The 24,558-nt window shown below is 68.9% G+C and carries 27 protein-coding genes; 20 read left to right on the top strand and 7 right to left on the bottom strand.

All coding sequences use genetic code 11. The annotated features are described in order from the left end of the window. The first annotated feature begins 29 nt into the window (after positions 1-29). Complete coding sequence (locus WKW77_RS15125) at positions 30-665, top strand: hypothetical protein (protein ID WP_340357678.1); 636 nt, start codon at positions 30-32, stop codon at positions 663-665. Here the strand turns inward: WKW77_RS15125 and WKW77_RS15130 are convergent. Beyond that, positions 604-1,578: a tripartite tricarboxylate transporter substrate binding protein BugE gene (locus WKW77_RS15130; protein ID WP_340357679.1), complete on the bottom strand. Its 975-nt coding sequence runs from the start codon at positions 1,576-1,578 to the stop codon at positions 604-606. The genes WKW77_RS15125 and WKW77_RS15130 overlap by 62 nt on opposite strands. A gap of 97 nt (positions 1,579-1,675) precedes the next feature. Here WKW77_RS15130 and WKW77_RS15135 point away from each other — a divergent pair, with 97 nt between their 5' ends. Both WKW77_RS15135 and WKW77_RS15140 read left to right on the top strand, forming a co-directional pair. Next, on the top strand, positions 1,676-2,596 hold the full coding sequence (locus tag WKW77_RS15135) for an AEC family transporter (RefSeq protein WP_340357995.1): 921 nt from the start codon (positions 1,676-1,678) through the stop codon (positions 2,594-2,596). A 44-nt stretch (positions 2,597-2,640) separates the two neighbouring features. Beyond that, a complete protein-coding gene (locus WKW77_RS15140; protein ID WP_340357680.1) occupies positions 2,641-3,066 on the top strand; it encodes a hypothetical protein in 426 nt (141 codons plus the stop codon). On the opposite strand, the gene queG is transcribed toward WKW77_RS15140, so the two are convergent. Continuing rightward, positions 3,053-4,123 carry a tRNA epoxyqueuosine(34) reductase QueG gene (gene queG / locus WKW77_RS15145; protein ID WP_340357681.1) on the bottom strand — a complete coding sequence of 357 codons (1,071 nt, stop codon included), beginning with the start codon at positions 4,121-4,123 and terminating at the stop codon, positions 3,053-3,055. The two genes, WKW77_RS15140 and queG, sit on opposite strands and share 14 nt — an antisense overlap. On the opposite strand from queG, the gene tsaE reads away from it, so the two are divergent. Both tsaE and WKW77_RS15155 read left to right on the top strand, forming a co-directional pair. Then, complete coding sequence (gene tsaE, locus WKW77_RS15150; RefSeq protein ID WP_340357682.1) at positions 4,109-4,603, top strand: tRNA (adenosine(37)-N6)-threonylcarbamoyltransferase complex ATPase subunit type 1 TsaE; 495 nt, start codon at positions 4,109-4,111, stop codon at positions 4,601-4,603. The genes queG and tsaE overlap by 15 nt on opposite strands. Further along, the gene (locus WKW77_RS15155) at positions 4,600-6,075 is read left to right on the top strand and encodes an N-acetylmuramoyl-L-alanine amidase (RefSeq protein ID WP_340357683.1); all 1,476 of its coding nucleotides are present in this window, start codon (positions 4,600-4,602) and stop codon (positions 6,073-6,075) included. The genes tsaE and WKW77_RS15155 overlap by 4 nt, the downstream gene beginning before the upstream one ends. 6 nt (positions 6,076-6,081) lie before the next feature. Here the strand turns inward: WKW77_RS15155 and WKW77_RS15160 are convergent, their stop codons facing one another. Continuing rightward, on the bottom strand, positions 6,082-6,582 hold the full coding sequence (locus WKW77_RS15160; RefSeq protein ID WP_340357684.1) for a hypothetical protein: 501 nt from the start codon (positions 6,580-6,582) through the stop codon (positions 6,082-6,084). 135 nt (positions 6,583-6,717) lie between these two features. Here WKW77_RS15160 and WKW77_RS15165 point away from each other — a divergent pair, with 135 nt between their 5' ends. From WKW77_RS15165 to WKW77_RS15180, 4 genes are read left to right on the top strand one after another with little or no spacing between them, the layout of a single operon-like run. Then, positions 6,718-7,431 (top strand): RNA polymerase sigma factor, encoded by a 714-nt coding sequence (locus tag WKW77_RS15165; protein ID WP_340357685.1) that lies wholly within the window; start codon positions 6,718-6,720, stop codon positions 7,429-7,431. Between the two features lie 28 nt (positions 7,432-7,459). Further along, positions 7,460-8,029: a ferritin-like domain-containing protein gene (locus WKW77_RS15170; protein WP_340357686.1), complete on the top strand. Its 570-nt coding sequence runs from the start codon at positions 7,460-7,462 to the stop codon at positions 8,027-8,029. After that, positions 8,026-8,412 carry a c-type cytochrome gene (locus tag WKW77_RS15175; RefSeq protein ID WP_340357687.1) on the top strand — a complete coding sequence of 129 codons (387 nt, stop codon included), beginning with the start codon at positions 8,026-8,028 and terminating at the stop codon, positions 8,410-8,412. Before WKW77_RS15170 ends, WKW77_RS15175 begins: the two co-directional genes overlap by 4 nt. 28 nt (positions 8,413-8,440) lie before the next feature. Beyond that, the gene (locus tag WKW77_RS15180; protein WP_340357688.1) at positions 8,441-8,899 is read left to right on the top strand and encodes a hemerythrin domain-containing protein; all 459 of its coding nucleotides are present in this window, start codon (positions 8,441-8,443) and stop codon (positions 8,897-8,899) included. 29 nt (positions 8,900-8,928) lie between these two features. Here the strand turns inward: WKW77_RS15180 and WKW77_RS15185 are convergent, their stop codons facing one another. Continuing rightward, the gene (locus tag WKW77_RS15185; RefSeq protein ID WP_340357689.1) at positions 8,929-9,351 is read right to left on the bottom strand and encodes an Lrp/AsnC family transcriptional regulator; all 423 of its coding nucleotides are present in this window, start codon (positions 9,349-9,351) and stop codon (positions 8,929-8,931) included. A 141-nt stretch (positions 9,352-9,492) separates the two neighbouring features. On the opposite strand from WKW77_RS15185, the gene WKW77_RS15190 reads away from it, so the two are divergent. Both WKW77_RS15190 and WKW77_RS15195 read left to right on the top strand, forming a co-directional pair. Beyond that, positions 9,493-10,542, top strand: a complete 1,050-nt coding sequence (locus WKW77_RS15190; protein WP_340357690.1) for an ornithine cyclodeaminase — start codon at positions 9,493-9,495, stop codon at positions 10,540-10,542. A gap of 226 nt (positions 10,543-10,768) precedes the next feature. Continuing rightward, positions 10,769-11,050 (top strand): glycine zipper domain-containing protein, encoded by a 282-nt coding sequence (locus tag WKW77_RS15195; protein ID WP_340357691.1) that lies wholly within the window; start codon positions 10,769-10,771, stop codon positions 11,048-11,050. Between the two features lie 149 nt (positions 11,051-11,199). Here the strand turns inward: WKW77_RS15195 and WKW77_RS15200 are convergent, their stop codons facing one another. After that, positions 11,200-11,850 (bottom strand): DedA family protein, encoded by a 651-nt coding sequence (locus tag WKW77_RS15200; protein ID WP_340357692.1) that lies wholly within the window; start codon positions 11,848-11,850, stop codon positions 11,200-11,202. Positions 11,851-11,898: 48 nt separating this feature from the next. Here WKW77_RS15200 and mutL point away from each other — a divergent pair, with 48 nt between their 5' ends. From mutL to WKW77_RS15225, 5 genes are all read left to right on the top strand, one after another. Then, positions 11,899-13,773 (top strand): DNA mismatch repair endonuclease MutL, encoded by a 1,875-nt coding sequence (gene mutL / locus WKW77_RS15205; RefSeq protein WP_340357693.1) that lies wholly within the window; start codon positions 11,899-11,901, stop codon positions 13,771-13,773. 180 nt (positions 13,774-13,953) lie between these two features. Continuing rightward, the gene (locus WKW77_RS15210) at positions 13,954-14,880 is read left to right on the top strand and encodes an alpha/beta hydrolase (protein WP_340357694.1); all 927 of its coding nucleotides are present in this window, start codon (positions 13,954-13,956) and stop codon (positions 14,878-14,880) included. Between the two features lie 25 nt (positions 14,881-14,905). After that, positions 14,906-16,159, top strand: coding sequence for a multidrug effflux MFS transporter (locus WKW77_RS15215; RefSeq protein ID WP_340357695.1), 1,254 nt, complete (start codon positions 14,906-14,908; stop codon positions 16,157-16,159). Next, positions 16,149-17,102 carry a tRNA (adenosine(37)-N6)-dimethylallyltransferase MiaA gene (gene miaA, locus WKW77_RS15220; protein ID WP_340357696.1) on the top strand — a complete coding sequence of 318 codons (954 nt, stop codon included), beginning with the start codon at positions 16,149-16,151 and terminating at the stop codon, positions 17,100-17,102. The genes WKW77_RS15215 and miaA overlap by 11 nt, the downstream gene beginning before the upstream one ends. Further along, on the top strand, positions 17,099-17,752 hold the full coding sequence (locus WKW77_RS15225; protein WP_340357697.1) for an ABC transporter ATP-binding protein: 654 nt from the start codon (positions 17,099-17,101) through the stop codon (positions 17,750-17,752). Before miaA ends, WKW77_RS15225 begins: the two co-directional genes overlap by 4 nt. On the opposite strand, the gene WKW77_RS15230 is transcribed toward WKW77_RS15225, so the two are convergent. Then, on the bottom strand, positions 17,749-18,720 hold the full coding sequence (locus WKW77_RS15230) for a threo-3-hydroxy-L-aspartate ammonia-lyase (protein WP_340357698.1): 972 nt from the start codon (positions 18,718-18,720) through the stop codon (positions 17,749-17,751). The genes WKW77_RS15225 and WKW77_RS15230 overlap by 4 nt on opposite strands. A gap of 74 nt (positions 18,721-18,794) precedes the next feature. On the opposite strand from WKW77_RS15230, the gene WKW77_RS15235 reads away from it, so the two are divergent. The 3 genes from WKW77_RS15235 to WKW77_RS15245 all read left to right on the top strand — a co-directional run bounded on the left by WKW77_RS15235 (position 18,795) and on the right by WKW77_RS15245 (position 21,477). Then, on the top strand, positions 18,795-19,763 hold the full coding sequence (locus tag WKW77_RS15235) for a hypothetical protein (protein WP_340357699.1): 969 nt from the start codon (positions 18,795-18,797) through the stop codon (positions 19,761-19,763). Positions 19,764-19,882: 119 nt separating this feature from the next. Next, positions 19,883-20,239, top strand: a complete 357-nt coding sequence (locus tag WKW77_RS15240) for a YciI family protein (RefSeq protein WP_340357700.1) — start codon at positions 19,883-19,885, stop codon at positions 20,237-20,239. Continuing rightward, a complete protein-coding gene (locus WKW77_RS15245; protein ID WP_340357701.1) occupies positions 20,236-21,477 on the top strand; it encodes an RNA polymerase sigma factor in 1,242 nt (413 codons plus the stop codon). The genes WKW77_RS15240 and WKW77_RS15245 overlap by 4 nt, the downstream gene beginning before the upstream one ends. A 7-nt stretch (positions 21,478-21,484) precedes the next feature. Here WKW77_RS15245 and WKW77_RS15250 read toward each other — a convergent pair whose 3' ends face one another. Further along, on the bottom strand, positions 21,485-21,829 hold the full coding sequence (locus WKW77_RS15250) for a hypothetical protein (RefSeq protein WP_340357702.1): 345 nt from the start codon (positions 21,827-21,829) through the stop codon (positions 21,485-21,487). Positions 21,830-22,002: 173 nt separating this feature from the next. Here WKW77_RS15250 and WKW77_RS15255 point away from each other — a divergent pair, with 173 nt between their 5' ends. Beyond that, positions 22,003-24,558, top strand: a complete 2,556-nt coding sequence (locus WKW77_RS15255) for an FtsX-like permease family protein (protein ID WP_340357703.1) — start codon at positions 22,003-22,005, stop codon at positions 24,556-24,558.

Here is a 24,558-nt window from a genome sequence, read left to right on the forward strand (position 1 = left end):
GCAGCACCCCGGATGTCGAGGCAGGCCTCATGGCAGACCTTTGGCCATGGCTGGTGGTCGCGGGCAGCGGCGCCCTTCACGGGCTCAACCCCGCCACCGGGTGGATGTTCGCCGCGGTGTGGGGACTGCGCTCGGGCGACCGGTCGCTGGCACTCTGGGCGCTGACACCGATCGCGCTCGGGCATGCCGCATCGATCGTGCTCGTGGCAGCGGCCGTGGCGCTCGGCGTATCGATGGACCGCGCGGTGCTGCAGGCCATTGCCGGCGGGCTGCTGGTGGTCGTCGCGATGGCTCACCTCAAGGGCCGCAAGGCGCGAATCGCGCCAGGACGCGAGCACGACCACGGACCGGTCGGACATGCCGGCCTCGCGCTCTGGTCCTTCATGATGTCGACCGCGCACGGCGCGGGGTTGATGCTGGTGCCGGCGCTCGTCCCGCTGTGCATGGGAACGGCGCCGGGCCAAGCGAGCACGCCCTCGGGCGCGCTGGCGCTTGCGCTGGCTGCTGTCGGGATTCACACCGCGGCGATGCTGGCGGTGACCGCCCTCATCGCCACCGGCGTGTGCCGCGGCTTCGATGCCGGCAAGCGCCTGGTGCGAAGCCTCAGTCGAGCTGAAGCTTCTGCTTCACCACCACCTGCTTGTACACCTCGTACTCGGCCTTGATCTGCGCGGCGAACTGCTCCGGCGAATTGGCGACGATCAGCGAACCCGTGTCCTCGATGCGCTTGCGAACCGCCGGGTCCTCCACGGCCTTCTTCACGCCGGCATTGACCTTGTCGACCACTTCCTTCGGCAGGCCCTTCGGGCCGAGGATGCCGTAGTAGGCCATGCGGTTCACAGGCTCCAGGCCCACTTCCTTGAAGGTCGGCACGTCGGGCAGTTCCTTGAGCCGCTGCGGCGCCGACACCACGATCGGCACCAGCCGGCCGCTCTTGATGAAGGGCAGCGCCGAGGGGATGTTGTCGAACATGATCGCCACCTGGCCCGCCACCACGTCATTGAGCGCGGGGCCCGCGCCGCGGTACGGGATGTGGGTCACGTAGGTGTTGGTGAGGCTCTTGTAGAGCTCCATCAGCAAGTGGCCGATGCCGCCCGTGCCCGACGAGGCGTACGAGTACTTGCCGGGGTTCTTCTTGAGCACGGCAATGAACTCCGCGTAGTTCTTCGCCGGGAAGCCCGGATGCACCGCGATGATGTTCGGCGTGGCCGCGATGTTGATGATCGGCGTGAAGTCGTTGATCGGGTCGTAAGGCGTCTTCGGGTTGATCGCCGGATTGGCCGCGGTGCTCGACACCGTGGCGATGCCGAGCTTGTAGCCGTCCGGTGTGGCGCGCGCGGTCTCGGCCGCACCGACGATGCCGCCGCCGCCGGCCTTGTTGATCACCACCACGCTTTGCCCCAGCGCCTTGCCAAGAGGTTCGGAAATCACGCGCGCGACGATGTCGGTGGTGCCGCCCGGCGCGAACGGCACCTGCAATTCGATGGGCCTGTTCGGGTAGTTCTGCGCCCAGCTGGATCCTGCGACCGCGAACAGCGCGGCTGCGCCGGCGAACGCACTCCATTGACGACGGTTCATTGAATGGCCTCCTTGAGCCAAGAAGAAACGAAAGTCCGATGCTAGCGGCTCGGTCGCCACCCTTCCTCGTGGATAACCCACAAGAAGACCACCGTTTATCCTCGGCCGGGTGAACCATGCGCAGCTTCTCTTTCCGGACTTCTCGCTCATCGCCTGCGGCTGGCTCCTGTGCCGCTACACCGCACTCAACCGCCTCGTGTGGGACCAGGTCGAAAGCCTCGTCTACTACTTCCTCTTCCCGGTGCTGCTCTTCCATTCGATCGTGCGCAGCCCGCTCGACTTCGGCGCGACCTCGAACCTGCTGACCGCCGGCGTCGGAGTCGGCCTCTCGGGCATCGTGCTCGCCTACGCCCTGCCCTTCCTGCCGGTGATCGGGGCGCGCATCGACCGGCGCGAGCACGCGGCGAGCGCGCAGATCGCCTTTCGCTTCAATTCATTCATCTGCCTCGCGCTCGCGGGACGCGTGGCCGGTCCCGAAGGGCTGCTGATGATCGCCGTGCTCATCGGCGTGTGCGTGCCGATGTTCAACATCGCCGCGGTATGGCCGATGGCGCGGCATGCGCAGACCGGCTTCGCGCGGCAGCTCGCGCGCAATCCGCTCATCATCGCCACCGCGACCGGGCTCGTCGCCAACCTGCTGGGCCTGGGCGTGCCGACGTGGCTCGAACCCACGCTCTCGCGCATCGGCGCGTCATCGCTGGCGCTGGGGCTGATGGCCGCGGGCGCAGGCATGCAGTTCGCGTCGCTCGCGCGCGGCAAGCTGCTGGCGGTGTCGCTGCTGGCGATCCGCCATCTGGCGCTGCCGCTCATCGGCTGGAGCCTGGCGGTCGTGCTGCGGCTCGATGCGGCGCAGGCGGCCGTGCTGATGACCTTCTCCGCGGTGCCGACCGCATCGAGCGCCTACGTGCTCGCGGCGCGCATGGGCTACAACGGCCCGTATGTCGCGGGGCTGGTCACGCTCTCGACGGTGCTCGGCATTGGCAGCTTGCCTTTCGCGTTGGCGCTGATCGCGCGCTGAAGTCGCCGCTGCCGCAAAGCCCGGCCAGCGGCTACGATGCGCCGATGCGCAACTTCCTCGTCGCTGTCGCTGCGGCGTCGCTCGTCGGCGCCGCGCAGGCGCAGGACTACACGCGCTACCAGGGCGCATGGAACGGCCCATTCCTCTTCTACTTCGCGCAGCAGGACGGCGGCGCGATGGGGCCGCCGATGGTGTACGCGGGCACCCTGCGGATCGAGCAGGACGGCACCGTGCAGGGCAGCGTGCCCGATGCGGCCTGTCTAATGGCCGGCTCCAGCGCCGACTACGTGTCGCCGGTGAACGCGACGATCGATCTGGATGTCAGCGGCTGCCAGGACGTGCGCTTCAATGGCCGCTACAGCGGCAAGCTGCTTAACAATCCGGCACTGAAATACGCCTCGATCCGCCTGAGCTCCACGCGCTCGCTCGAGACCGGCACCGCGCAGATCTCCGCGATCATCCGGCACTGAGGCCGAGCGCCCATTCGACATGCTCGCGCACCAGCGCGCTGGGATGCGACAGGCGTGTCTCCAGCGCGGCGCGGGCGCCTTCATCGCCCGCGCGCAGCGCATTGCCGAGCGCGACCGCCACATTGCGCAGCCATCGTTCATGGCCGATGCGGCGGATCGGACTGCCCTCGGTGTGGCGCAGGAATTCCTCCTCGCTCCATGCGAACAGCTTGTCGAGCTGCCGGCCGGTGAGGCCCTCGCGCGCATCGAAATCGGGCAGTGCGCTCTTCCTGGCGAACTTGTTCCAGGGACAGATGAGCTGGCAGTCGTCGCAGCCGTAGACGCGGTTCGCCATCAGGGGCCGCAGTTCGACCGGGATCGGCCCCGCGTGCTCGATGGTGAGGTAGGAGATGCATCGCCGCGCATCGAGTCGGTAGGGCGCGATGATCGCCCCGGTGGGGCACACGTCGATGCAGGCGCTGCAACTGCCGCAATGCGCGCTGACCGGCTCGCTCGCCGGCAGCGCCATGTCCACGTAGATCTCGCCAAGGAAGAACATCGAGCCCGCCTCGCGGTCCAGCACCAGCGTGTGCTTGCCGCGCCAGCCCTGCCCGCTGCGCGATGCGAGTTCGGCCTCGAGCACCGGCGCGGAATCGGTGAAGGCACGATGGCCGAAGGGCCCGACCTCTTCCGCGATGCGCTCGGCGAGCTTCGAGAGTCGAGAGCGCAGGACCTTGTGATAGTCCCTGCCGCGCGCGTAGAGCGAAACGATGGCCTCGCCCGGCCGCTTCAGCCGCGCGAACTCCACGGCCTGCCATTCGTCGGGTGTGGCGCGCGGCAGGTAGTCCATGCGCGCGGTGATCACCGACACCGTGCCCGGGACCAGCTCAGCAGGTCGCGCCCGCCGCATGCCATGAGCGGCCATGTAGTCCATTTCGCCGTGGAAGCCCTTCGCGAGCCACTGCGCGAGGCCCGGCTCGGCACTCGACAGATCGACGCCCGCAATCCCGATTTGGGAGAATCCGAGTTCCCGGGCGAGTGCCCGAATCCGATTCACGAGTTGATGGCTGCCGATCACCTGCCGATTGTAGAAACGCACAGCGTCACGCGCGTCTGCCGCACGGAAGACGACACGGAAGCATTGGCTCGCGCACTCGCGTCATCGCCGGCGCTGCGTGATGCGTTCATCTCACTGCAGGGCGATCTCGGCGCGGGCAAGACGACTTTCGTGCGCCACTTGCTGCGAGCGCTCGGCATCACGGGCCGCATCAAGAGCCCGACCTATGCCGTGGTGGAACCGCACGAGGCGCCCGATGGACTTGCGATCTTTCATTTCGACTTCTACCGTTTCAGCGATCCGCGCGAATGGGAGGACGCAGGCTTCCGGGACATCTTCGCCGGCCCCGGCGTCAAGGTGGCCGAATGGCCTGAAAACGCCGCAGGCCGCATCCCGCTTGCAGATCTTGCTATTAAAATCGAAGCAATGACAGACGACACCCGCACCGTGACCCTTCGCGCCAACACCGCGCGCGGCAGCCGGTTACTTACCGCCGCATGAGCAGCAAAGGTTTGAAGCGCCGCGAGTTGCTGCAAGGCGGCAGCCTCGCCCTACTGCTCGGCATCCACGAGATCGCGCGCGGCGCGAGCATCGTCGCCGTGCGCGTCTGGCCCGCCGAGGACTACACGCGCGTCACCATCGAATCCGACGGACGGCTGAATTCCCAGCAGCTGGTCGTCGGCAATCCGCCCCGCCTCGCGGTGGACATCGAAGGCATCGATCTCAACCCCGCGCTGCGCGAGCTCGTCGGCAAGATCAAGCCTGACGACCCCTACATCAACGGCCTGCGCGTCGGGCAGTTCGCGCCGAGCGTGGTGCGCATCGTGTTCGACCTGAAGCAGGCGGTGGCGCCGCAAGTGTTCTCGCTTGCGCCGGTGGCGGCGTATCGCGACCGGCTGGTGCTCGATCTCTATCCGCAGAAGCCGATCGATCCGCTCGAGAGCTTCATCAGCGAGCGCATGCGCGAAGTGCCCAACAAGGCACAGGCCGCCGCGCCTGCGCCGCGCAATACGCCGCAGACGGCAGAGGCGCCCGCCGCGCCCAAGGCCGGCGGCGAAGCGGCCGATCCGCTCGGCGACCTGATGGCGCAACAGGCGGTGCGCGCGCCGCAGCAGCCCTCTTCCGCAGCATCCGCTGCCGCGGCGGGCCGTGCACCGGCTGGCGGCGGACTGCCGCTGCAAGTGCCGCCGGTCGCAAGCTCGCCGGCGCCCTCGCCCGCGCGCGGCGGCGCCATGCCCAACCAGACCGATCGCATCATCATCGTCGCGCTCGACCCCGGCCATGGCGGCGAGGATCCGGGCGCGATCGGGTCGAACGGCACGCGCGAAAAGGACATCGTGCTGCAGATCGCCCACCGCCTTCGCGAACGCATCAACGCCAGCACCGTCAACGGGAATCCGATGCGCGCCTTCCTCACGCGCGATGCGGACTTCTTCGTACCGCTCGGCACGCGCGTGCAGAAGGCGCGGCGCGTGCAGGCCGACCTGTTCGTGAGCATCCACGCCGACGCCTTCACCACGCCGGACGCGCGCGGCGCGAGCGTGTTTGCGCTGAGCCAGGGCGGCGCATCGAGCAGCGCGGCGCGCTGGCTCGCCAACAAGGAAAACCAGGCCGACAAGGTCGGCGGCGTCAACGTGGGCAGCCATGAGGTGCAGGTGCAGCGCGCCTTGCTCGACATGAGCACCACGGCGCAGATCAACGACAGCCTCCGCCTCGGCGGCGCGATGCTGGGCGAGATCCGGTCCATCGGCGCACGGCTGCACAAGGGGCAGGTCGAGCAGGCCGGATTCGCGGTCCTCAAGGCGCCGGACATCCCGAGCGTGCTGGTCGAGACGGCCTTCATCAGCAACCCCGAGGAAGAAGCCAAGCTGCGGAGCACGACCTACCAGGAAGACCTGGCAGATGCGCTGATGCGCGGCATACAGCGCTACTTCGCGCAAAACCCGCCCCTGGCGCGGAGTCGGCAGCTCTAGCGACCGCTATTTCAGATCGATCTGCGGATGCCGCAACGGCAGCGGCTCCGTGGCGCCGCAGGAGCGCATCGATTCCTTCTTGAGCTTGGCGATCTCGCCTTTCGATGTCGGCGGCGAAGCGCGGAACGACGTGGCGAAGGCCTCGGCGCTGCAACTGCAGAACTCGCCATGGTTGGGCCGCCTGTCGGCGTTCGAGATGCAGTCCTGCCGGAACCATGCATAGATATTCGACTTCGCGGCCGGGCATTGCTGCAGCAGCTTGTAGTCGCGCACGAGCGCGCGGCGCCGGAAGGTCGAGCCTGTCTCCTTCACCGCCTCCCGGTAGCCTTCGGTGAGGCAGCGGCAGTCGTAGAGGTCGGGGTAGTCCTCGTTCTTGGCGCATGCGACGGCGAAGCGCTGCACCTCCTGCTCGAGCTTCGCCGGGGACGCCGCGACCGCGCCGAGCGCAAAAGCCAGCGCCAAAGCCAGAAACGCCGTCGCGCGGATCGCACGCCAAGCCCCGTTCATCCGTTCTCCTCTGAAGCGGCCGCCATCGGGCGGCGGCGACCATGTTGCCGGGTCTCGCGCCGGCTGTATATGGCGGCTTCCACGAAAGTTGAAACGCGCCGCTGTGATGAACCATCCAATGGGCAAGAGAAGCACATGTCACACATCGCACCCACTCCTTCCAGCCCGCCCTCGCCGCAGGACTCCGATGCCGGGCTCGCGGCCCGCGCCGCCGGCGGCGACGCACAGGCCTTCGCGCTCATCATGCGGCGCCACAACCAGCTCCTGTTCCGCACCGCGCGAAGCATCCTGCGCAGCGACGACGAAGCGGAAGACGCTTTGCAGGAAGCGTACCTGCGCGCCTGGCGCGCGATCGGCAGCTTCCGCGAGGAGGCCCGCCTCTCGACCTGGCTCGCGCGCATCGTCATCAACGAAGCCCTGGCGCGCCTGCGCCGCCGCGGTGCGCAGGTGATACCGCTCGACACCGCGATCGACGCGGCCGCCGAGACGGGCGAGCCATGGGAGGAAGCCGACCCCGACCAGCAACCGGAGCGCATCGCCATGCGGCAGGAAATCCGAAACCTCATCGAGCACAGGATCGACCGGTTGCCCGAGGCCTATCGCACCGTGTTCATGCTGCGCGCCGTCGAGGAGATGAGCGTGTCGGAAACCGCCGAGATGCTCCAGCTCAACGAGGCCACGGTGCGCACCCGCTTCCTGCGGGCGCGCGGGATGCTGCGCGAGCACCTGTCGCGCGACATCGACGTGGCGCTGGGCGATGCCTTCTCGTTCGCCGGCGCGCGTTGCGACCGCATCGTGGCGGGCGTGCTGGCGCGCCTGCCCGAGGGCGCGCAGCCCGCGCGCGACTGACCCATCCACCACCTGAAGGGAGCCCACCATGTCGTTCTTTCTGATGCCATCCACCGCCTCCGCGCGACGTCACTTTCTCGGCCAGACCGGGCTCGTGCTTTCCGGCACGGCCGTGGCGCTGCTCGCCGGCAACCAGGCCCTCGCGGCCAAGGCCGGCGGCGACAGCGCCAATGACGTGCGCATCCTCAACACCGCGCTGGGCGCGGAGCTCGAAGCCATCGCGGCGTACCAGGTCGGCGCGGAAAGCAAGCTGCTCGACAAACCCGTGCTCGATCTGGCGACGACCTTCCAGGGCCATCACAAGCAGCATGCGGACGTGCTCGCGGCAACGATCACCAAGCTGGGTGGCAAGCCTGTCATGGCCAAGTCGAAGTACGACTTTCCGATGGAGCAACTGAAGTCGCAGGCCGACGTGCTGCGCTTCGCGGCGAAGCTCGAACAGGGTGCGGTCAGCGCCTATCTGGGCGCGGTGCCGCTGTTCCAGGAGCGCGAGCTCTCGAAGGCGGCGGCCAGCATCCTCGGCGACGAGGCGATGCACTGGGCCGTGCTGCGCCAGGCGGTGGGCGAGTCGCCCGTTCCTGCGGCCTTCGTGTCGTGAAGGCGCGCTCGCTGGCGGTGGCGGTCGCGTTGACCGCCGGCGCGACCGTGCCCGCATTCGCGGCACCGGACGTCACGCGCGGCGAACAGCTCTATGTCCGGTGCATAGCCTGCCATGCGCTCGCCACCGACCGCGTCGGACCGCGGCATTGCGGCCTGTTCGGCCGGCACGCGGGCAGCATCCCGGGCTACCCCTATTCGGATGCGATGAAGAACTCGCGCATCGTCTGGAACGACAAGTCGCTGGATCGCTTTCTTTCGAATCCGCCCGCCACCGTACCCGGCACCACGATGACGTACGCCGGCATCGACGACCCGGGCGAACGCGCGGACCTGATCGCCTTCCTGCGGCAAGCCGGCGAAGGGCCGCCCTGCGGGCACTGAGGGCTGGTGCGATGATCGACGCCAGACCATGAGTGCATTCGACAACGCGCTGAACCACGAGATCGCGCCCCTGCTCGCGCACCTCTCCGAGCGCCTGCGCCGGGGTCCGCTCGATGCGCGATCGCAGCAGATGCTGCACCGGTTGCGCGAGGTCTTCTTGCCCGCGCTCGCGGCGCACGACGAATGGCTGTCGACGCAACTCTTCCCCGCGCTGTACGAATCGATGGCCGGCTCCGATGCCGTCTGCATTCGCGACATGGAGAGCGGCCTGCGCTCGGACCACCGCAGCCTCGCGGCGCAATGGCACGCGCTGGCACCCCTGCTCTGCAGCGACGCACTCCCTTCGACCCACGCGCAGACGCTGCTGCCGCGCATCGAAGCGCTGACCGCGCTGTGCGCCCGTCTCGCCGAATTCGAGCGCGATGAGCTCTTCCCGATGGCCGAGCGGCTGCTGAGCGACGACGTCCTGGCCCGCCTGCTCGCCTGATCGGGGGCAGCCCGCCGGCCGCGCTTCGATCACAGCTTGTAGGTCGACAGCAGGATGCTGGTCTCGCTGTTCGAGATGCCGGGAATCGAACGGATCGCGGTCAGCACCCGGTCGAAGGCTTCGAGCGTGTCCGCACGCAGCTCGGCCAGCAGGTCCCACCGGCCGTTGGTCGAATGCAGGGCGATCACGTTGGGATGGCCCCGCAGCGCCCGGCGCACCTCGTCGCCGTTGGGGCCGTCGACCTCGATGCTCATCATCGCGCGGATCCGGTAGCCCTCGGCATCGGGCCGCAGGCGCACGGTGTAGCCGACGATGGTGCCATCGGCCTCCAGCTTCGCGATGCGGTTCTGGACCGTCGCACGCGCCACGCGCAGCTTCTGCGCCAGCGCCACCACGGACATGCGCGCGTTGTCTCTCAGCAGTGCGATCAACTGGCGGTCGATGTCGTCCATGAATTGGCATTTTGCTTTCCGCAGTGAGCGATCTGCAAGCTTCATCGCGGGATTTGGCAAGTTGGAGGGTTCAATCTGGCACCATCCGCCGGAACAATGGGCACATACCGGCAGCGGCCGACGCCCAGCGAGGAGAGCCCCATGACGCGCTTCATCGATGTACCCACCATGTCCAGGCTGATCCAGGGCGTCGGCGTGATCCCGTTCATCGGCCAACTCTCCGACGTGATCCGCGAGGACTTCATCCGCTGGGCCGACTTCGACAAATCGGCCCGCATGGCGAGCCATTCCGACATCGGCGTGATCGAGCTGATGCCGGTGTCGAGCGCCAAGACCTACGCCTTCAAGTACGTCAACGGCCATCCGAGCAACACCGCGAAGGGCCTCTACACCGTGATGGCTTTCGGCGTGCTCGCGGAAGTGGAAACGGGCTACCCGGTGCTGCTGTCCGAACTCACCGTCGCCACCGCGCTGCGCACCTGCGCGACTTCGCTCGTGGCGGCGCGCGCACTCGCCCGGCCCGGGGCGCGACGGATGGCATTGATCGGCAACGGCGCACAGAGCGAGTTCCAGGCGCTGGCCTTCCATGCGCATCTGGGCATCCACGAGATCGCGGTCTACGACGTCGACCCACGCGCCACGGACAAGCTGCTTCGCAACCTGTCGATCTATCCGGACCTCAAGCTGGTCCGCTCGGCATCGACCGCCGAAGCGGTGCGCGGCGCCGACATCGTGACCACCGTCACCGCCGACAAGACCTACGCGACCATCCTCACGCCCGACATGATCGAGCCGGGCATGCATATCAACGCCGTCGGCGGTGATTGCCCCGGCAAGACGGAGCTGCACGTGGACGTTCTTCGCGATGCGCGAGTGTTCGTGGAATACGAGCCGCAGACGCGCATCGAGGGCGACATCCAGCAATTGCCGAAGGACTTCCCGGTGGTCGATCTGTGGCGCGTGCTCGCCGGCATCGAAGCCGGCCGTCAGCATGCCTCGCAGGTCACCGTCTTCGATTCGGTGGGCTTCGCGCTCGAGGACTACTCCACGCTGCGCTACGTGTTCGATCAGGCCATGTCGCGCGACATGGGCGTCGATGTCGAACTCGTGCCCGGGGCCGACGACCCGAAGGACCTGTTCCGCTACACCCGCCCCGGTGCTTCGCGCGCAGTGATGCGCCGCGTGGCCTGAACGTCGATCCAGCAGAAGAGGCAGGCGCCTCGGTGCGCAGCATGACTGCGGGCATTCACCTCGCACCGGGCTTGCGCGATGCGATGCCTCTGCACTGATGTCTTGCACGCAATTTGTCGCGCACGCGCCGATAGCGCATTCGCTCATGACACCGGCGCCATTTCCTACACCCGTGTACAGCCGTCTCCACAGAATGAACTCCATCAATCACTGAAAGGTGGACATCATGAAGACGAGACTCTGGATCACGACAGCGACGGCCACCGCCATCATGACGCTGGCAGGGTGTGCCGCAGGACCGAACGAGCAGTTGGGAACGGCCGGCGGCGCAGTCGGCGGCGCGGTGCTCGGCAACGCCATCGGCGGCAACACCGCAGCCACGGTGGGCGGCGCGGCGGTCGGCGGCTTGATCGGCAACCAGGTGGGCCGCAGCGCCGACCAGCGCAACTACGACCGCCAGTACTACCCGAGCAACAGCTACTACCCCAATAACGGACCGCGGTACTAGCACTCCCCCAGGCTCGCGCACTGCGTGTCGCTCTCCACCCCCTCGCCGGGGGCAACCCCGGTGGACCGGCGGAGCCGGATCCGCGGCGTTTCTGGAACAACAAAAAAGCGCGCCTTTGGGCGCGCTTTTTGTTGGGGGGGCTTAGTGGTTCAACGGGCTGCGGAGGCGTTGCGGGAGCCGCGCCAGGCGCCGAAGATGGCGATGAGGCCGGGGATGAGGATCAGTCCCCAGATGATCTTCTCCAGGTGCTCGCGTACCAGCGGGAGGTTACCGAAGAAGTAACCCGCGGTCGTGATGCCCAGGACCCAGATCAACGCGCCGACCACGTTGAACATGGTGAACTTCCCGCGTGTCATGTCGGCCACGCCTGCCACGAAGGGCGCGAAGGTGCGGATGAACGGCATGAAGCGCGCGAGGATGATCGTGATGCCGCCATAGCGCTCGTAGAACGCATGCGCCTGGTCGAAGGCCTTGCGGTTGAAGAAGCGGGAGCTTTCCCACTGGAAGACCTTGGGCCCGAAATAACGGCCGATGCTGTAGTTGCACTGGTCGCCGAGGATCGCGGCCGCGAGCAGGATGGGCACCGCGATTCCATAGCTCATGAGCCCCGCGCCGGCCAGCGCCCCGACGATGAACAGCAGCGAATCGCCGGGCAGGAAGGGCATCACGACAAGCCCGGTTTCGACGAATACGATCAAGAACAGGAGGCCATACACCCAGACCCCATAGGTCGCCACGAAGGCTTCAAGATGCTTGTCGATGTGAAGGATGAAATCGACGAGAAAGCTGATGATTTCCATGGCGCGCATTATCACGACTGCAAAGAGGGGCCCTTCTAGAATGTCCCCGTGAGCGCACTCCCCTCTTCCACGGCTTCCAAGGCCCCTGCAGCGCGGCGCCCGATCCGCGAGCTTCCCGACGAATTGATCAGCCAGATCGCGGCGGGGGAAGTGGTGGAGCGCCCTGCGTCGGTGATCCGCGAGTTGATCGACAACGCGCTCGATGCCGGTTCGCGGCAGATCACCGTGCGGCTTTCGGCCGGCGGCGTGCGGCTGATCTCCGTGGAGGACGACGGCACCGGGTTGCCACGCGACGAGCTTCCGCTCGCATTGCGACGTCACGCGACCAGCAAGATCACGAGTCTTCATGATCTCGAGACCGTCGGCACCATGGGCTTTCGGGGCGAAGCACTTGCGGCCATCAACGCCATTGCCGAACTGAGCATCCAGTCGCGCTTCGCCGGCGCCGACAGCGCCTTCGCACTCGATGGCCGCACGGGCGAACTGCGCCCCGTGGCGCGCGCGAACGGCACCACGGTCGAAGTGCGCGAGCTGTTCTTCGCGACCCCCGCGCGCCGCAAGTTCCTGAAGACCGATGCGACCGAGCTCGCGCACTGCATCGAAGCCGTGCGCCGCCATGCGCTTGCGAGACCTGACGTCGGCTTCTCGATCTGGCACGAAGGCCGCCTCGTCGAGCAGTGGCGCGCGGCCGCCACACTGGAAGAGCGGCTTGCCGACACGCTCGGCGACGACTTCGTCACGCACAGCGTCGCGGTCGCGCGCGAAGCGGGTCCTGTGCGCGTCACCGGCCGCGCGGGCATCCCCGATGCCGCACGGTCGCGCGCCGACCAGCAGTTCTTCTACGTCAATGGCCGCTTCGTTCGCGACAAGGTGCTTGCCCACGCGGTGCGCAGCGCCTACGAAGACGTGCTGCATGGCCAGCGCCAGCCGGTGTATGCGCTGTACCTCGAGATCGACCCGGCGCGCGTCGATGTCAACGTGCATCCGACCAAGATCGAAGTGCGCTTCCGAGACGGCCGCGAAGTGCATCAGGCGGTGCGCCACGCGATCGAGGACGCGCTCGCGGCGCCGCGCGCGGTCGATGCGGCGGCCGCGCCCGCAGAACCCTTCTTCAAGCCGCGCGCCATGCCTGAAGCGGCTTCGTGGACGCAGCCCGCGATTCCGTTCGCCTCCGAACGCGGCCTCGGCGATGCGGCGGCGATGTGGCCCGCCTACCGCAACCAGACGGCCACGCCCGTCGCGCTGCCGACATCGGATGCGCATTCGAAGCCCGCGGCGGCCCCGACATTCGCGCCGGCCGTGCAAGCCCCGGCAAGCCCCGGCGCGGCCCCGGAAGGAAGCTGGCCCCTGGGCCGTGCACTGGCGCAACTGCAAGGCATCTACATCCTCGCGGAGAACAGCCAGGGCCTCGTGATCGTCGACATGCATGCGGCGCACGAGCGCATCGTCTACGAGCGCCTCAAGACGCAGCTCGACGGCGCCTCGATCGCGAGCCAGCCGCTGCTGATTCCGGCGACCTTCGCGGCCACGCCGCAGGAAGTCGCGACGGCCGAAGCCTGCGCCGCAGTGCTGCCTTCGCTCGGGCTGGAAATCTCGCCGTTTTCGCCGCGCACCCTCGCAGTGCGTGCCGTGCCCAGCACGCTGGCGGACGGCGACCCGGTCGAACTCGCGCGCAGCGTGCTCGCCGAGTTGGCCCAGCACGACGCCAGCACCGTGGTGCAGCGCGCGCAGAACGAGCTGCTCTCCACCATGGCCTGCCACGGCGCGGTGCGCGCCAACCGCCGGCTGACCGTCGACGAGATGAACGCGCTGCTGCGCCAGATGGAAGCCACGGAACGCTCCGACCAGTGCAACCACGGCCGGCCGACCTGGCGCCAGTTGTCGGTCCGCGAGCTCGATGCGCTGTTCATGCGCGGTCGCTGAGCGAACACTCACCACTCTGCTTTTCCTTACCTCGCTTACATCCGGCGGTTTTCGGGCCCCGGATGCGCGTACAGCCGCGCCGAACCTAGGGTTTTCCGGGGTCATCGACTTGCCAGGCACATCCGTTGCATGAGGTCTTTCGTTGAACTTTTCCGGCTAAACCCCAATCCTTCGACGTTCATGAAAAAGTGGTCCCTGTATGCATCCGCCACCGCGCTGGTTGCCTTGCTGGCAGCAGGTTGTTCGACCCTCGACGAACGTCAGCGCGAATGGATCTTCCAGCCCAGCGACCGAAGCTGGGGCAATTCGGAAGCCAGCAGCGTCGGCATGGACGACGTCTGGATCGAGTTCAAGTCCACCCTCACCGGCGAGCCGGTTCAGCTGCACGGACTCTGGCTCGGCGGCCGCGCGCCGGAGTCGCCGGACCAGCCGGTCATGCTCTACCTGCACGGTGCGCGCTACAACGTGGCCGGCTCCTCGCCCCGCATGCGGCGGATGAACGAGCTGGGCTTCTCGGTGCTCGCGATCGATTACCGCGGCTTCGGCAAGAGCTCCAAGGGTCTGCCCTCCGAGGATTCGGCGCGCGAGGACGCGCTCGAAGCCTGGAAATGGCTCGCCTCACATCACCCGAAGCAGCCCCGCTACATCTTCGGCCACTCGCTCGGCGGCGCGATCGGCATCGACCTCGCATCGCGCGTGCACGACGAGAGCGGCACCATCGTCGAGAGCACCTTCACCTCCATCGCCGATGTGGTGAGCAGCTTCAAGTGGGGATGGTTGCCCTTCGGCCCCTTCATCACGCAGCGCTTCGAGGCGATCAGCAAGGTCAGGGACATCGGTGCGCCGCTGCTGGTGGTGCATGGCACGGCCGACAGCCTCATCAATCCGACGCTGGGCCGCAAGCTCTACGACGCCGCGACGGTGCCGAAGATGTTCGTGCTGGTCGAGGGCGGCTCTCACCACAACCTCAATTCGATCGGGCAGGCGCAGTACCGCTCGGCCCTCACCCAACTCTTCCGCATGCACGAGCCGCCGCTGGAGCCGCCTGTGGACATGGCGGCGAGCCAACCCACGATCGCACACAACGCGTCCACGCCTTCGCTCTGACCCGGGCTTTGTTACCCTTGGGCGCATGCCGCCCCCCGCCGCACAGGCTCTCTCTCCTTCTTCCACCAACCCCGCACGCGTCGCCGGCATGCCGGCGGGGCTGGTCGTGCTCGTGCTCGCGCTGCTGTTGGGCATCCAGCCGATCACGACCGATCTCTACCTGCCCGCACTTCCCGTACTGACCGCCAGCCTCGGCGCGCAGATGGCACATGCGCAGCTCACACTGAGCGCGCTGCTGCTGGCCTTCGGGAGTTCGCAGCTCGTCTTCGGTCCCCTGTCGGACCGCTTCGGCCGGCGGCCGGTGCTGCTGTGGGGGCTGGGCGGCTATGTGCTCGCGAGCATCGGCAGCGCGCTCGCGCCATCCATCGAAGTGCTGATCGTCTGGCGCACGCTGCAAGGCGCGGCAATGGGCTCGGCGGTGATGGCGGCACGCGCGATCGTGCGCGACCTCTACCCGCCGGCCGAGGGCGCGCGCGTGATGTCGCGCGCGCTGACCGGACTGGGTGTCATCGCCTGCCTGTGCGCACCGATCGGCGGCCTGGTCTCCGACCTCTTCGGCTGGCGCTTCGCGCTGCTGGTTCCGACCTTGTTCGGCGCCGCGACGCTCGCACTGATCGCATTCCGCTTCAACGAAACCCTGCCTGCGCGCAATCCTGACGCCCTGCGGTTCGCCACGCTGGCCGGCACCTGGGCGATGGTGCTGCGCAATCCGACCTTCCTGGCCTTCAGTGCGCTGACGACCGCTGCCTATGGGCTGCTCTTCACCTTCCTGGCTTCGTCCTCCTTCGTCTTCATCCAGGTGCTGGGCCTCACGAAGACGCAGTACGGGCTCGTCATGCTGTGGAATTCCCTCGCCTACATCGCAGGCACCTTCATCTGCCGACGATGGCTCGCACGCCACGGCGTTCGAGGCAGCGTCGCGCGTGCCGGCGTTCTCACGCTGGCAGGTGGCACCGCGATGGGCGCGCTGTCGCTGGCGGGCGTGCAGTCGGTCGCCGCGATCGTCGGGCCGCTCACGCTCATGATGCTCGCGCACGGCGTGCACCAGCCCTGCGGACAGAGCGGCGCGGTCGGGCCCTTCCCGCAGGCGGCGGGCGCGGCATCGGCACTCAACGGCTTCATCATGATGCTGGCCGCCTTCGGCATCGGTGGCTGGCTCGGCGCGCGCATGGACGGCACCGTGATGCCGCTCACGCTCGGCATGTGGTTCTGGAGCGCCTGCATCGCGCTCGTGGCGTGGACACTGGTGCGCAGGCATGGGGAGGCGCATGGCCACTGACGGGCATGCCGTGCCGCGCTACGTCGCGCTGGCCGGCCCGACCGCATCGGGCAAGACGGCCGCAGCGCTCGCTGTGGCGCGCGTGCGGCCGGTCGAGATCGTCAGCGTCGATTCGGCGCTGGTCTACCGCGGCATGGACATCGGCACCGCCAAGCCCTCGCGCGAGGAGCGCGCCGAGGTGCCGCATCACCTGATCGACATCATCGACCCGCGCGAGACCTACAGCGCCGCTGCCTTCGTGCAGGATGCGCGCCGGCTCATCGGCGATATCAGCGCACGCGGAAAGCTGCCGCTCCTCGTCGGCGGCACGATGCTGTACTTCAAGGCGCTCGCCGAAGGCATCGACGCGATGCCGGCCGCCGACCCCGAAGTGCGCAGGCGGCTGGAAGCCGAGGCCGCCGCGCTGGGCTGGCCTGCGATGCACGCGCGACTGGCCGAAGTCGATCCGGTCACCGCCGCGCGTCTCGCACCCAACGACAGCCAGCGCATCCAGCGTGCGCTGGAGGTGTGGCACACCAGCGGGCAGCCGCTGTCGAGCTTCCATGCCGCCGGCGGCACCGGCGCGCTCGCGAGCGGATGGCCTTCCGCAGCGCTGATTTCGCTGGAGCCCACCGAACGCGCATGGCTGCACGAACGCATTGCGATGCGCTTCGACGCGATGCTGGCCTCGGGCTTTCTCGATGAAGTGCGCGCGCTGCGCGCCCGCGGCGACCTGCACGCCGACCTGCCCTCGATGCGCTGCGTCGGCTACCGGCAGGCGTGGGAAGCGCTGGACGGCGACCGGCCCCCGGCCGAGCTTCGCGAGCGCGGCATCGCGGCCACGCGCCAGCTTGCCAAGCGGCAGATCACCTGGCTGCGCAGCATGCCGCAGCGGCGGGTCGTTGCGGCCGAAGCGCCGGATGCCATCCAGCAGGTGGTGCGACAGGTGGCACAGATCGAATGAGTCTGCGCATCACCGATCTGGGCAAGCACTATGGCGATGCGCCAGTGTTCGCGCACGTCTCGCTCGAAGTCGCGAACGGCGAATTCGTGGCGATCGTCGGCGAATCGGGCGTCGGCAAATCGACGCTGCTCAACTGCATGGCCGGCCTCGACCATTGGGACAAAGGCCACGTAGTGCACGACGGCGTCGACATCGGGACGCTCGATGCCGAGGCCCGAGCCATCTGGCGGCGCAGGCATGTCGGCTTCGTGTTCCAGGCCTTTCACGTGCTGCCGCACCTCGACGTATCGCAGAACGTCGCGCTGCCGCTGATGCTGCTCGGAGAACGCGGCGCGGCGGCCGATGCGCGCGTGGAACGGATGCTCGATGCAGTGGGCCTCGCCGGGCTCGGCGACCGCCTGCCGCAGCAGCTCAGCGGCGGCCAGTTGCAGCGGGTCGCGATCGCGCGTGCGCTGGTGCACCAGCCTTCGCTTCTGCTGGCGGACGAGCCGACCGGCAACCTCGATCCGACCACTGCCGCGCGCGTGCTGGAGGTGCTGCTCGCGCAGACGCGCGAGCACGGCGCGGCGCTGGTGCTGGTCACGCACTCGGAAGCCGCAGCGGCGCGCGCTGATCGCGTACTGCATCTCAGCGCGGACGGCGTTCGCTAGGCCGGCTGACCGGCAAGCAGCGATGCAAAGCGCGCCAGGTCGACATTCCCTCCGCTGATCAGCACCCCGACCCGCGCGCCCCTGATCGCATCGCCTGCGGCACAGGCCCCCGCGAAGGCGAGACACCCTGTGGGCTCGACGACCATCTTCATGCGCTCGGCGAAGAACCGCATTCCTTCGACCAGCTGCGCGTCGCTCACCGTCACGATGTCGTTCACGTCCCGCTTGATGATGCCGAAGGTGTATTCGCCCAGGTGCTGCGTCTGCGCGCCGTCTGCGATGGTCTTCGGCGTGTCGATGTGGACGATGCGGCCTTCGCGCAAAGAGCGCTGCCCGTCGTTGCCCGCCTCGGGCTCGACGCCGTAGATCCTGCAATCCGGCGACAGCGCGCGCGCGGAAAGCGCCGAGCCGCTGGTCAGCCCGCCGCCGCCGAGGCACACATACAGCACGTCCAGCGGTCCCGTCTCCTCGATCAGTTCCTTGACGGCCGTGCCCTGGCCCGCAATCACGTCGGGATGGTCGTAAGGCGGGATCAGCGTCATGCCGCGCTCCTGGGCGAGCCTTCGCGTGAGCGCCTCGCGGTCCTCGGTGAACCGGTCGTACTGCACCACCTCCGCGCCGTAGCCGCGCGTGGCGGCGAGCTTGGCCGCCGGCGCATCGTTGGGCATCACGATGACCGCGGGCATGCCGAGGATGCCCGCGGCGAGCGCCACCGCCTGGGCGTGGTTGCCGGACGAGAACGCGATCACGCCGGCCTTGCGCTGCGCGGCATCGAACTTCGACAGCGCGTTGAACGCGCCGCGGAACTTGAATGCACCCATGCGCTGGAAGTTTTCGCACTTGAAGAAGAACTGCGCCCCCCAGCGCGCATCGGCGGTGCGCGAACGCAGCACCGGCGTGCGGTGAGCATGGCCCCGGATTCGCCCGGCGGCAGCGAGAACATCGTCGTAGGTGGGAAGTGGGTGCATATCGGCCTCGGTTGGGACAGCGCTGTCGGACACGTCTGACAGACAGCAGAGTTGGAGCGTGCAATTTTTACCGGATGTCCAATCCTCTCGTCTGCGGAAACTGCGGAACCCCCAACCGCGCGAATGCGAAGTTCTGCATCGGCTGCGCCGGGCGGCTTCCCGGCCTGGCGCCGGCCGGCGGTGTTCATGCACAGATCGCGCCGATGCAGGATTTCGAGCGTGAACGGCCGATGGCCGCGTCCCGGCCGGAGCCGGCGCCCACGTCCTTCTGGCTGCATCTCGGCCTCGTGGGATTGACGATGGTCTTCGCTTTCGTCGCGTGGTGCGTCTACGTCCTGCACGGACGGACCGCGCCGTGGAGTCAGCGCGCCGAGTCCACGGCATCGCAGGCTGCGGCAGTGCGCGAGCCGATCGAGGCACCGGTCCCTGTTCCGAGCCCGACCCCACCCCCGACGACGACGCCAACGCCGTCGCCGGCCGCCGCCGCGCCAGCCGCTGCGGCACCGCCCCGGACGGCAGCGGCCGAGCCCCCGACCCGTGCCGCAGGCGCCCCCCCGGCCTTGGATGCCGTGACGCAGGCCCTTGCCCTGGCAAAGCGGCAGGCGGCTGCGGCTGCCCAGGCCGCCACGCCGGCTCCGGCCCCACAGCGGCAAACGGACGCAGCGGAACGGACAGCCTCCGCGGCCCGATCCGCGCCGCCACGCACCGCCTCCGCACCGCGCGCGCGCCGCGACACGCGCGATCTCGCGGACCCGCTCGACTCCCCGGTGGTCGTCCGCCGGCCCGGTTCGCAGCCGGACCCCGGACCACCGATCGCCGCAGGGCCTGGCCCCCAGTACAGCTGGACGCGGCCCGCCGCTCCGCGCGCCGCCGAGGACCCCGGCCCGCCCATCGCCGCCGGACCCGGCCCGCGCTACGAGACCCGGCCGGAAGTGCGCGCGCCGGTCACGGCGGTCATGCCGAGCGGCGATGCGGGCCCGCCGATCGCGATCGGGCCCGGACCGCGGTACGACTACTCGACGCCCCCGGCCCGGGAGCGCTGACACGCGTCCCCTCTCCATCCCGCCTCGCACTTTTTCGGCACGTGCTGTCGAAATGCCCTCTTGCGCGCCGTCATTGCAGTGAGCGATCCTGCTCGGCACATTTCTTTGCGAGGGTTTCCATGCAATACATGCTCATGTTCTATCAGCCGGAATCGGAATTCCTGGAGCGCGACGAGATCGCCAGCCAGGCCTACCGCGCGAGCTGGATGGATTACGTCGGCGCGATCCGCAAGTCCGGCGTCGCGCTCAACGGCCACGGCCTGCATCCGCCGATGACCGGCACCACGCTGCGCATCCGCGGCGACAAGCGCCAGGTCCAGGACGGACCGTTCGCCGACACCAAGGAGCAGCTCGGCGGCTACTTCGTGATCGACGTCGCCGATCTCGACACCGCGCTCGAATGGGCCGCGCGCGCGCCCTGCGCGAGCACCGGCGGCGTCGAGGTGCGCCCGGTCTTCACCACGTCCACGATGTGACCCGGCCTGCGCAGCACGAAGCGCGGACGGCAGCCGAGAGGGCCGCACGCCATTCGTACGGCCGTCTCGTCGCGATTCTTTCGGCGCGCACACGGGACATCGCGGCCTCGGAAGACGCTCTCGCCGATGCCTTCGCGCGTGCGCTCGAACGCTGGCCAGCCGAGGGCGTGCCCGACCGGCCAGAAGCCTGGCTGCTGAGCGTCGCGCGCCACCGCACGCTCGATGCCTGGCGGCACAGCCGGGTGCAGGATGACGCGGCGCAGACCCTTCTCCTCCTGGCCGACGAGGTCGCAGCGGACACGGAGGGCGCGGAGGCGGTGCCCGACGATCGCCTGCGCCTGCTCTTCGTGTGCGCGCATCCGGCGATCGACGAGGCGGCTCGCGCGCCGCTGATGCTGCAGACCGTGCTCGGCCTCGACGCGACGCGCATGGCCGGTGCCTTCCTCACCGCGCCGGCGACGCTCGGGCAGCGGCTGGTGCGCGCCAAGGCGCGGATCCGGGCGGCGGGCATCCCGTTCGAGTTTCCGCGCGCGCAGGATTTGCCGCAGCGCCTGCAGGATGTGCAGGACGGCATCTATGCCGCCTACGGCACGGGGTGGGACGACGTCGACGGCGCGGATGCCAAGCAGCGCGGCCTCACGGCCGAAGCGATCGAACTGGGCCGCATCCTGTGCCAGCTCATGCCTCGCGAGCCCGAGCCGTGGGGGCTCCTCGCGCTGATGCTCTTCTGCGAAAGCCGCGCCGCCGCCCGCCGCAGCGACGCGGGCGACTACGTGCCGCTCGACGAACAGGACACCGCGCGCTGGGACCCTGCCCTTCGCGCGCAGGCCGAGCAGGCGCTGCGCACCGCCGCCGTCCTGAACCGGCCGGGCGCCTACCAGCTGGAGGCTGCGATCCAGTCGGCCCACTGCGCGCGGCGCCTGGGCGCCGAGGTGCCGGCCGATGCGCTCGTGGCGCTGTACGACGGCCTCCTCGCCCTGCGCCCCGGCCTGGGCGCGCAGGTGAGCCGTGCCTGCGCCCTGGCGAACGCCGCCGGTCCGGCCGAGGGCTTGCGCGCGCTCGATGCCACCCCTCCGGCGCAGATCGCGAACTACCAGCCCTACTGGGCGGCACGCGCGCATCTGCTGGGACGGACGGGAAAGGTGGCCGAGGCGCGCGAAGCCTATGCGCGAGCGGCCGGCCTGAGCACGAGCCCGGCCATCCGGGCTTATCTGATGGCGGCGGCCAGCCGGCTGTGAGTCGCGGTCAGTTCGCGTTCTTGAGGCGGAGCCAGGACGGGAACGCGCGATCGAATTCCTGGGCCGTCACGTCCTGGAGATGCTCGCAGGCGCTGAGCGGCAACCCCACGCTGACCTCGCGATGCCAGAGCACCACGCCGGCCACGCGCTTGACGAGGATCCGTTCCTCGCGCGGCACCGGGTAGTCGGACACGCTGCTGGGGAGCCGCTCCATGGCCACCCGGCGGCGGACCTCCACGGTGGTCAGGCCCTTGCGTTGCCGCCTGATACACATCGACCTGCCCAACCAGTGCTCCAGATAGAACTCCCGCAGTGCCAGCGCAGCGACCAGAACAAGCACACAAGCCAACATGAAATGTCCGCCGTAAGTTGTTGAGTTGAAAGAGTTTGACCGTGAACAAAAGATAGGCCTGCACCCTGACGCAGCGCAATACGGCAAAAGCGGTAGAGGCGCTGTGCAGTCACGAACTGCGTGACTTTTGTCGCATCCGAACAACCACCGGGCATCGCGGCAGAATGCTTCGCATGTGGGCGCTGCTATCCACCTTTTCCTTGCAGGAACTGCGCCACCACCCGTGGCGCAATGCGGCGGCGATCGTCGCGGTGATGCTCGGCGTGGCGCTGGCCTTTTCGGTCCAGCTCATCAACGCCTCGGCGCTCGACGAGTTCTCTAGCGCGGTGCGCTCGGTCAACGGCCAGCCCGACCTGGAACTGCGCGCCGTCCAGGGCGGCTTCGACGAGGCGGTCTTCGCAAAGGTGGCGACGCACCCGATGGTGTCGCTCGCGAGCCCCGTGGTCGAAGTGCCGACCGTCGCTCTGGCGGACGGGCGCCAGATCCCGATCCGCGCCGTGGGCATCGACCCGCTGGTGCTGCCGTCGATCGCGCCCGCGCTGATGCCGAAGCCGGCCGAAGGGAGCGAGCGCCTCGCGCTGCTCCGTCTCGGCCATGTGTTCCTCAACGCCGCGGCGCGCGGCGCACTCGGGGAGACGGCTGCGACGGTGCAGCTGCGCGTCGGCGGCCAGTGGCAAACGGTGAAGGTCGCAGGCCAGGTGGCAACCGGCGGCGCGGCGCTCGCGGTGATGGACATCGGCGCGGCGCAGGATCTTTTCGACCGAGGCGGCCAGCTCACGCGCATCGATCTGCGGCTCGCGGCAGGGACGGATCGCGCCGCCTTCATGCGCGCCTTGCGCGAATCGCCCGGCTGGCCGCAAGGCATCCAGATCGCGGAGCCCGGCGACGCGGCGGAGCGCGTGAGCAATCTCTCGCGCGCCTATCGCGTGAACCTCACGGTGCTCGCGCTCGTGGCGCTGTTCACCGGGGCTTTCCTCGTCTTTTCGGTGCTGGCGCTCAGCGTGGCGAAGCGCGCGCAACAGCTCGCGCTGCTCGGCGTGCTGGGGCTCACGCCAAGCGAGCGGCTGAAACTGGTGCTGGCCGAGTCGCTGGTGCTGGGCCTGATCGGCAGCGCGGCCGGCATCGCGCTCGGCACCGCGCTGGCGGCGTTTGCGCTCAAGGTGCTCGGCGGCGATCTCGGCGGCGGCTATTTCGAAGGCGTCGCGCCCACACTGCGCTGGAGCTGGGGGGCCGCCCTGCTCTATGGCGCGCTCGGCGTGCTGGCGGCGCTGGTGGGCGGGTGGTGGCCCGCGCGCGCGGCGCAGGCGCTGCCGGAGGCGCAGACGCTGAAGGGCCTCGGCACGACGCATGCGCAGCGCGGCACGCACCGCATCGCCTTGCTGCTGATCGCCGCCGGCATCGCGCTGGCGACCGCCCCGGCGGTGTTCGGCATCCCGATCGCGGCCTACCTCTCCGTCGGCTTCCTGCTGGTGGGCGGCATCACTGCGCTGCCGTGGCTCATCGCCCTGCTGTACGACCGCATCGCGCCCCTTTTCTCGCAGCACGTGCTGCCGCTGCTCGCGATCGAGCGCGCGCGGCGCATGCGCGGCACGGCGGCGGTCGCGGTCAGCGGCGTGGTGGCCAGCCTGAGCCTCGCGGTCGCGCTCACGGTGATGGTCGCGAGCTTCCGCGATTCGGTCACGCGCTGGCTCGACGTGGTGCTGCCGGCCGATCTCTACGTGCGCAGTTCGAGCGGCGGCAGTTCCGCGAGCGAGCAGGCCTCGTTCACGCCCGCGACGGTGCAGGCGCTCGCGCAGATTCCCGGCGTCGCGCGCACCGGCACCCTGCGCACGCGCGCGTTGCTGCTCGACCCCTCGCGGCCCTCGGTCACGCTGATCGCGCGCAGCCTTGACGACGGCGCCGACCGCTCGCTGCCGCTGCTCGGCGCGGCGCTGCCGGTGCCCGAAGGCCAGATCGGCGTCTACGTGAGCGAGGCGATGGTCGAGCTTTACGGCGCGCGGCCCGGCGCGGCGTTCGAGCCGCTCGCGCGCGCGTTCGCCTCCGCTTCGTCCGCGGGAGCCCCCGTCTTCTTCGTCGCCGGCGTGTGGCGCGACTACGTGCGGCAGTTCGGCGCGATCACGATCGATGCGCGCGACTTCACGCAGCTCACCGGCGACCGCAGCGTCAGCGACGTGGCGCTCTGGCTGGCCCCCGGCGCGGACGCGTCGAAAGTGACGCAGACGGTGCGCGACGTCGCGGCGCAGAAGCTCGGCCCGGCCGAGCCGATCGAGATCGCCTCGGTCGGCCAGATCCGCGCCACCTCGCTGCGCATCTTCGACCGCAGCTTCGCGGTCACCTACTGGCTGCAGGCGGTGGCGATCGGCATCGGGCTGTTCGGCATCGCGGCCAGCTTCAGCGCGCAGGTGCTCGCGCGGCGCAAGGAGTTCGGGCTCCTGGCGCACCTGGGCTTCACGCGAAGGCAGGTGCTCGCGATCGTCGCGGGCGAAGGCGCGGCGTGGACCGCCATCGGCGCGATCGCCGGCCTGGCGCTCGGGCTCGCGGTGTCGGTGGTGCTGGTGCATGTGGTGAATCCGCAGAGCTTCCACTGGACGATGGACCTGCTGGTGCCGTGGCTGCGACTCTTCGCGCTGTGTGCTGCGGTGCTCGCGGCCGGCACGCTCACCGCGTGGCTTGCCGGTCGTGCGGCTGCGGGCCATGACGTGGTGATGGCTGTCAAGGAAGACTGGTGA

The organism is Variovorax ureilyticus, assembly GCF_037889935.1.
GTDB classification, from domain to species: domain Bacteria; phylum Pseudomonadota; class Gammaproteobacteria; order Burkholderiales; family Burkholderiaceae_C; genus Variovorax; species Variovorax ureilyticus.

Coding starts and splice junctions, on each gene's coding strand:
- WKW77_RS15235 (WP_340357699.1), top strand. CDS start 18,795: ATGTCCAATCCTCTCGTCTGCGGAAACTGCGGAACCCCCAACCGCGCG.
- WKW77_RS15230 (WP_340357698.1), bottom strand. CDS start 18,720: ATGCACCCACTTCCCACCTACGACGATGTTCTCGCTGCCGCCGGGCGA.
- WKW77_RS15170 (WP_340357686.1), top strand. CDS start 7,460: ATGTCGTTCTTTCTGATGCCATCCACCGCCTCCGCGCGACGTCACTTT.
- WKW77_RS15165 (WP_340357685.1), top strand. CDS start 6,718: ATGTCACACATCGCACCCACTCCTTCCAGCCCGCCCTCGCCGCAGGAC.
- tsaE (WP_340357682.1), top strand. CDS start 4,109: ATGGCTGCCGATCACCTGCCGATTGTAGAAACGCACAGCGTCACGCGC.
- WKW77_RS15195 (WP_340357691.1), top strand. CDS start 10,769: ATGAAGACGAGACTCTGGATCACGACAGCGACGGCCACCGCCATCATG.
- WKW77_RS15250 (WP_340357702.1), bottom strand. CDS start 21,829: ATGTTGGCTTGTGTGCTTGTTCTGGTCGCTGCGCTGGCACTGCGGGAG.
- WKW77_RS15180 (WP_340357688.1), top strand. CDS start 8,441: ATGAGTGCATTCGACAACGCGCTGAACCACGAGATCGCGCCCCTGCTC.
- WKW77_RS15225 (WP_340357697.1), top strand. CDS start 17,099: ATGAGTCTGCGCATCACCGATCTGGGCAAGCACTATGGCGATGCGCCA.
- miaA (WP_340357696.1), top strand. CDS start 16,149: ATGGCCACTGACGGGCATGCCGTGCCGCGCTACGTCGCGCTGGCCGGC.
- WKW77_RS15190 (WP_340357690.1), top strand. CDS start 9,493: ATGACGCGCTTCATCGATGTACCCACCATGTCCAGGCTGATCCAGGGC.
- WKW77_RS15130 (WP_340357679.1), bottom strand. CDS start 1,578: ATGAACCGTCGTCAATGGAGTGCGTTCGCCGGCGCAGCCGCGCTGTTC.
- WKW77_RS15185 (WP_340357689.1), bottom strand. CDS start 9,351: ATGGACGACATCGACCGCCAGTTGATCGCACTGCTGAGAGACAACGCG.
- WKW77_RS15210 (WP_340357694.1), top strand. CDS start 13,954: ATGAAAAAGTGGTCCCTGTATGCATCCGCCACCGCGCTGGTTGCCTTG.
- WKW77_RS15155 (WP_340357683.1), top strand. CDS start 4,600: ATGAGCAGCAAAGGTTTGAAGCGCCGCGAGTTGCTGCAAGGCGGCAGC.
- WKW77_RS15200 (WP_340357692.1), bottom strand. CDS start 11,850: ATGGAAATCATCAGCTTTCTCGTCGATTTCATCCTTCACATCGACAAG.
- WKW77_RS15160 (WP_340357684.1), bottom strand. CDS start 6,582: ATGAACGGGGCTTGGCGTGCGATCCGCGCGACGGCGTTTCTGGCTTTG.
- WKW77_RS15140 (WP_340357680.1), top strand. CDS start 2,641: ATGCGCAACTTCCTCGTCGCTGTCGCTGCGGCGTCGCTCGTCGGCGCC.
- WKW77_RS15125 (WP_340357678.1), top strand. CDS start 30: ATGGCAGACCTTTGGCCATGGCTGGTGGTCGCGGGCAGCGGCGCCCTT.
- WKW77_RS15255 (WP_340357703.1), top strand. CDS start 22,003: ATGTGGGCGCTGCTATCCACCTTTTCCTTGCAGGAACTGCGCCACCAC.
- WKW77_RS15240 (WP_340357700.1), top strand. CDS start 19,883: ATGCAATACATGCTCATGTTCTATCAGCCGGAATCGGAATTCCTGGAG.
- WKW77_RS15215 (WP_340357695.1), top strand. CDS start 14,906: ATGCCGCCCCCCGCCGCACAGGCTCTCTCTCCTTCTTCCACCAACCCC.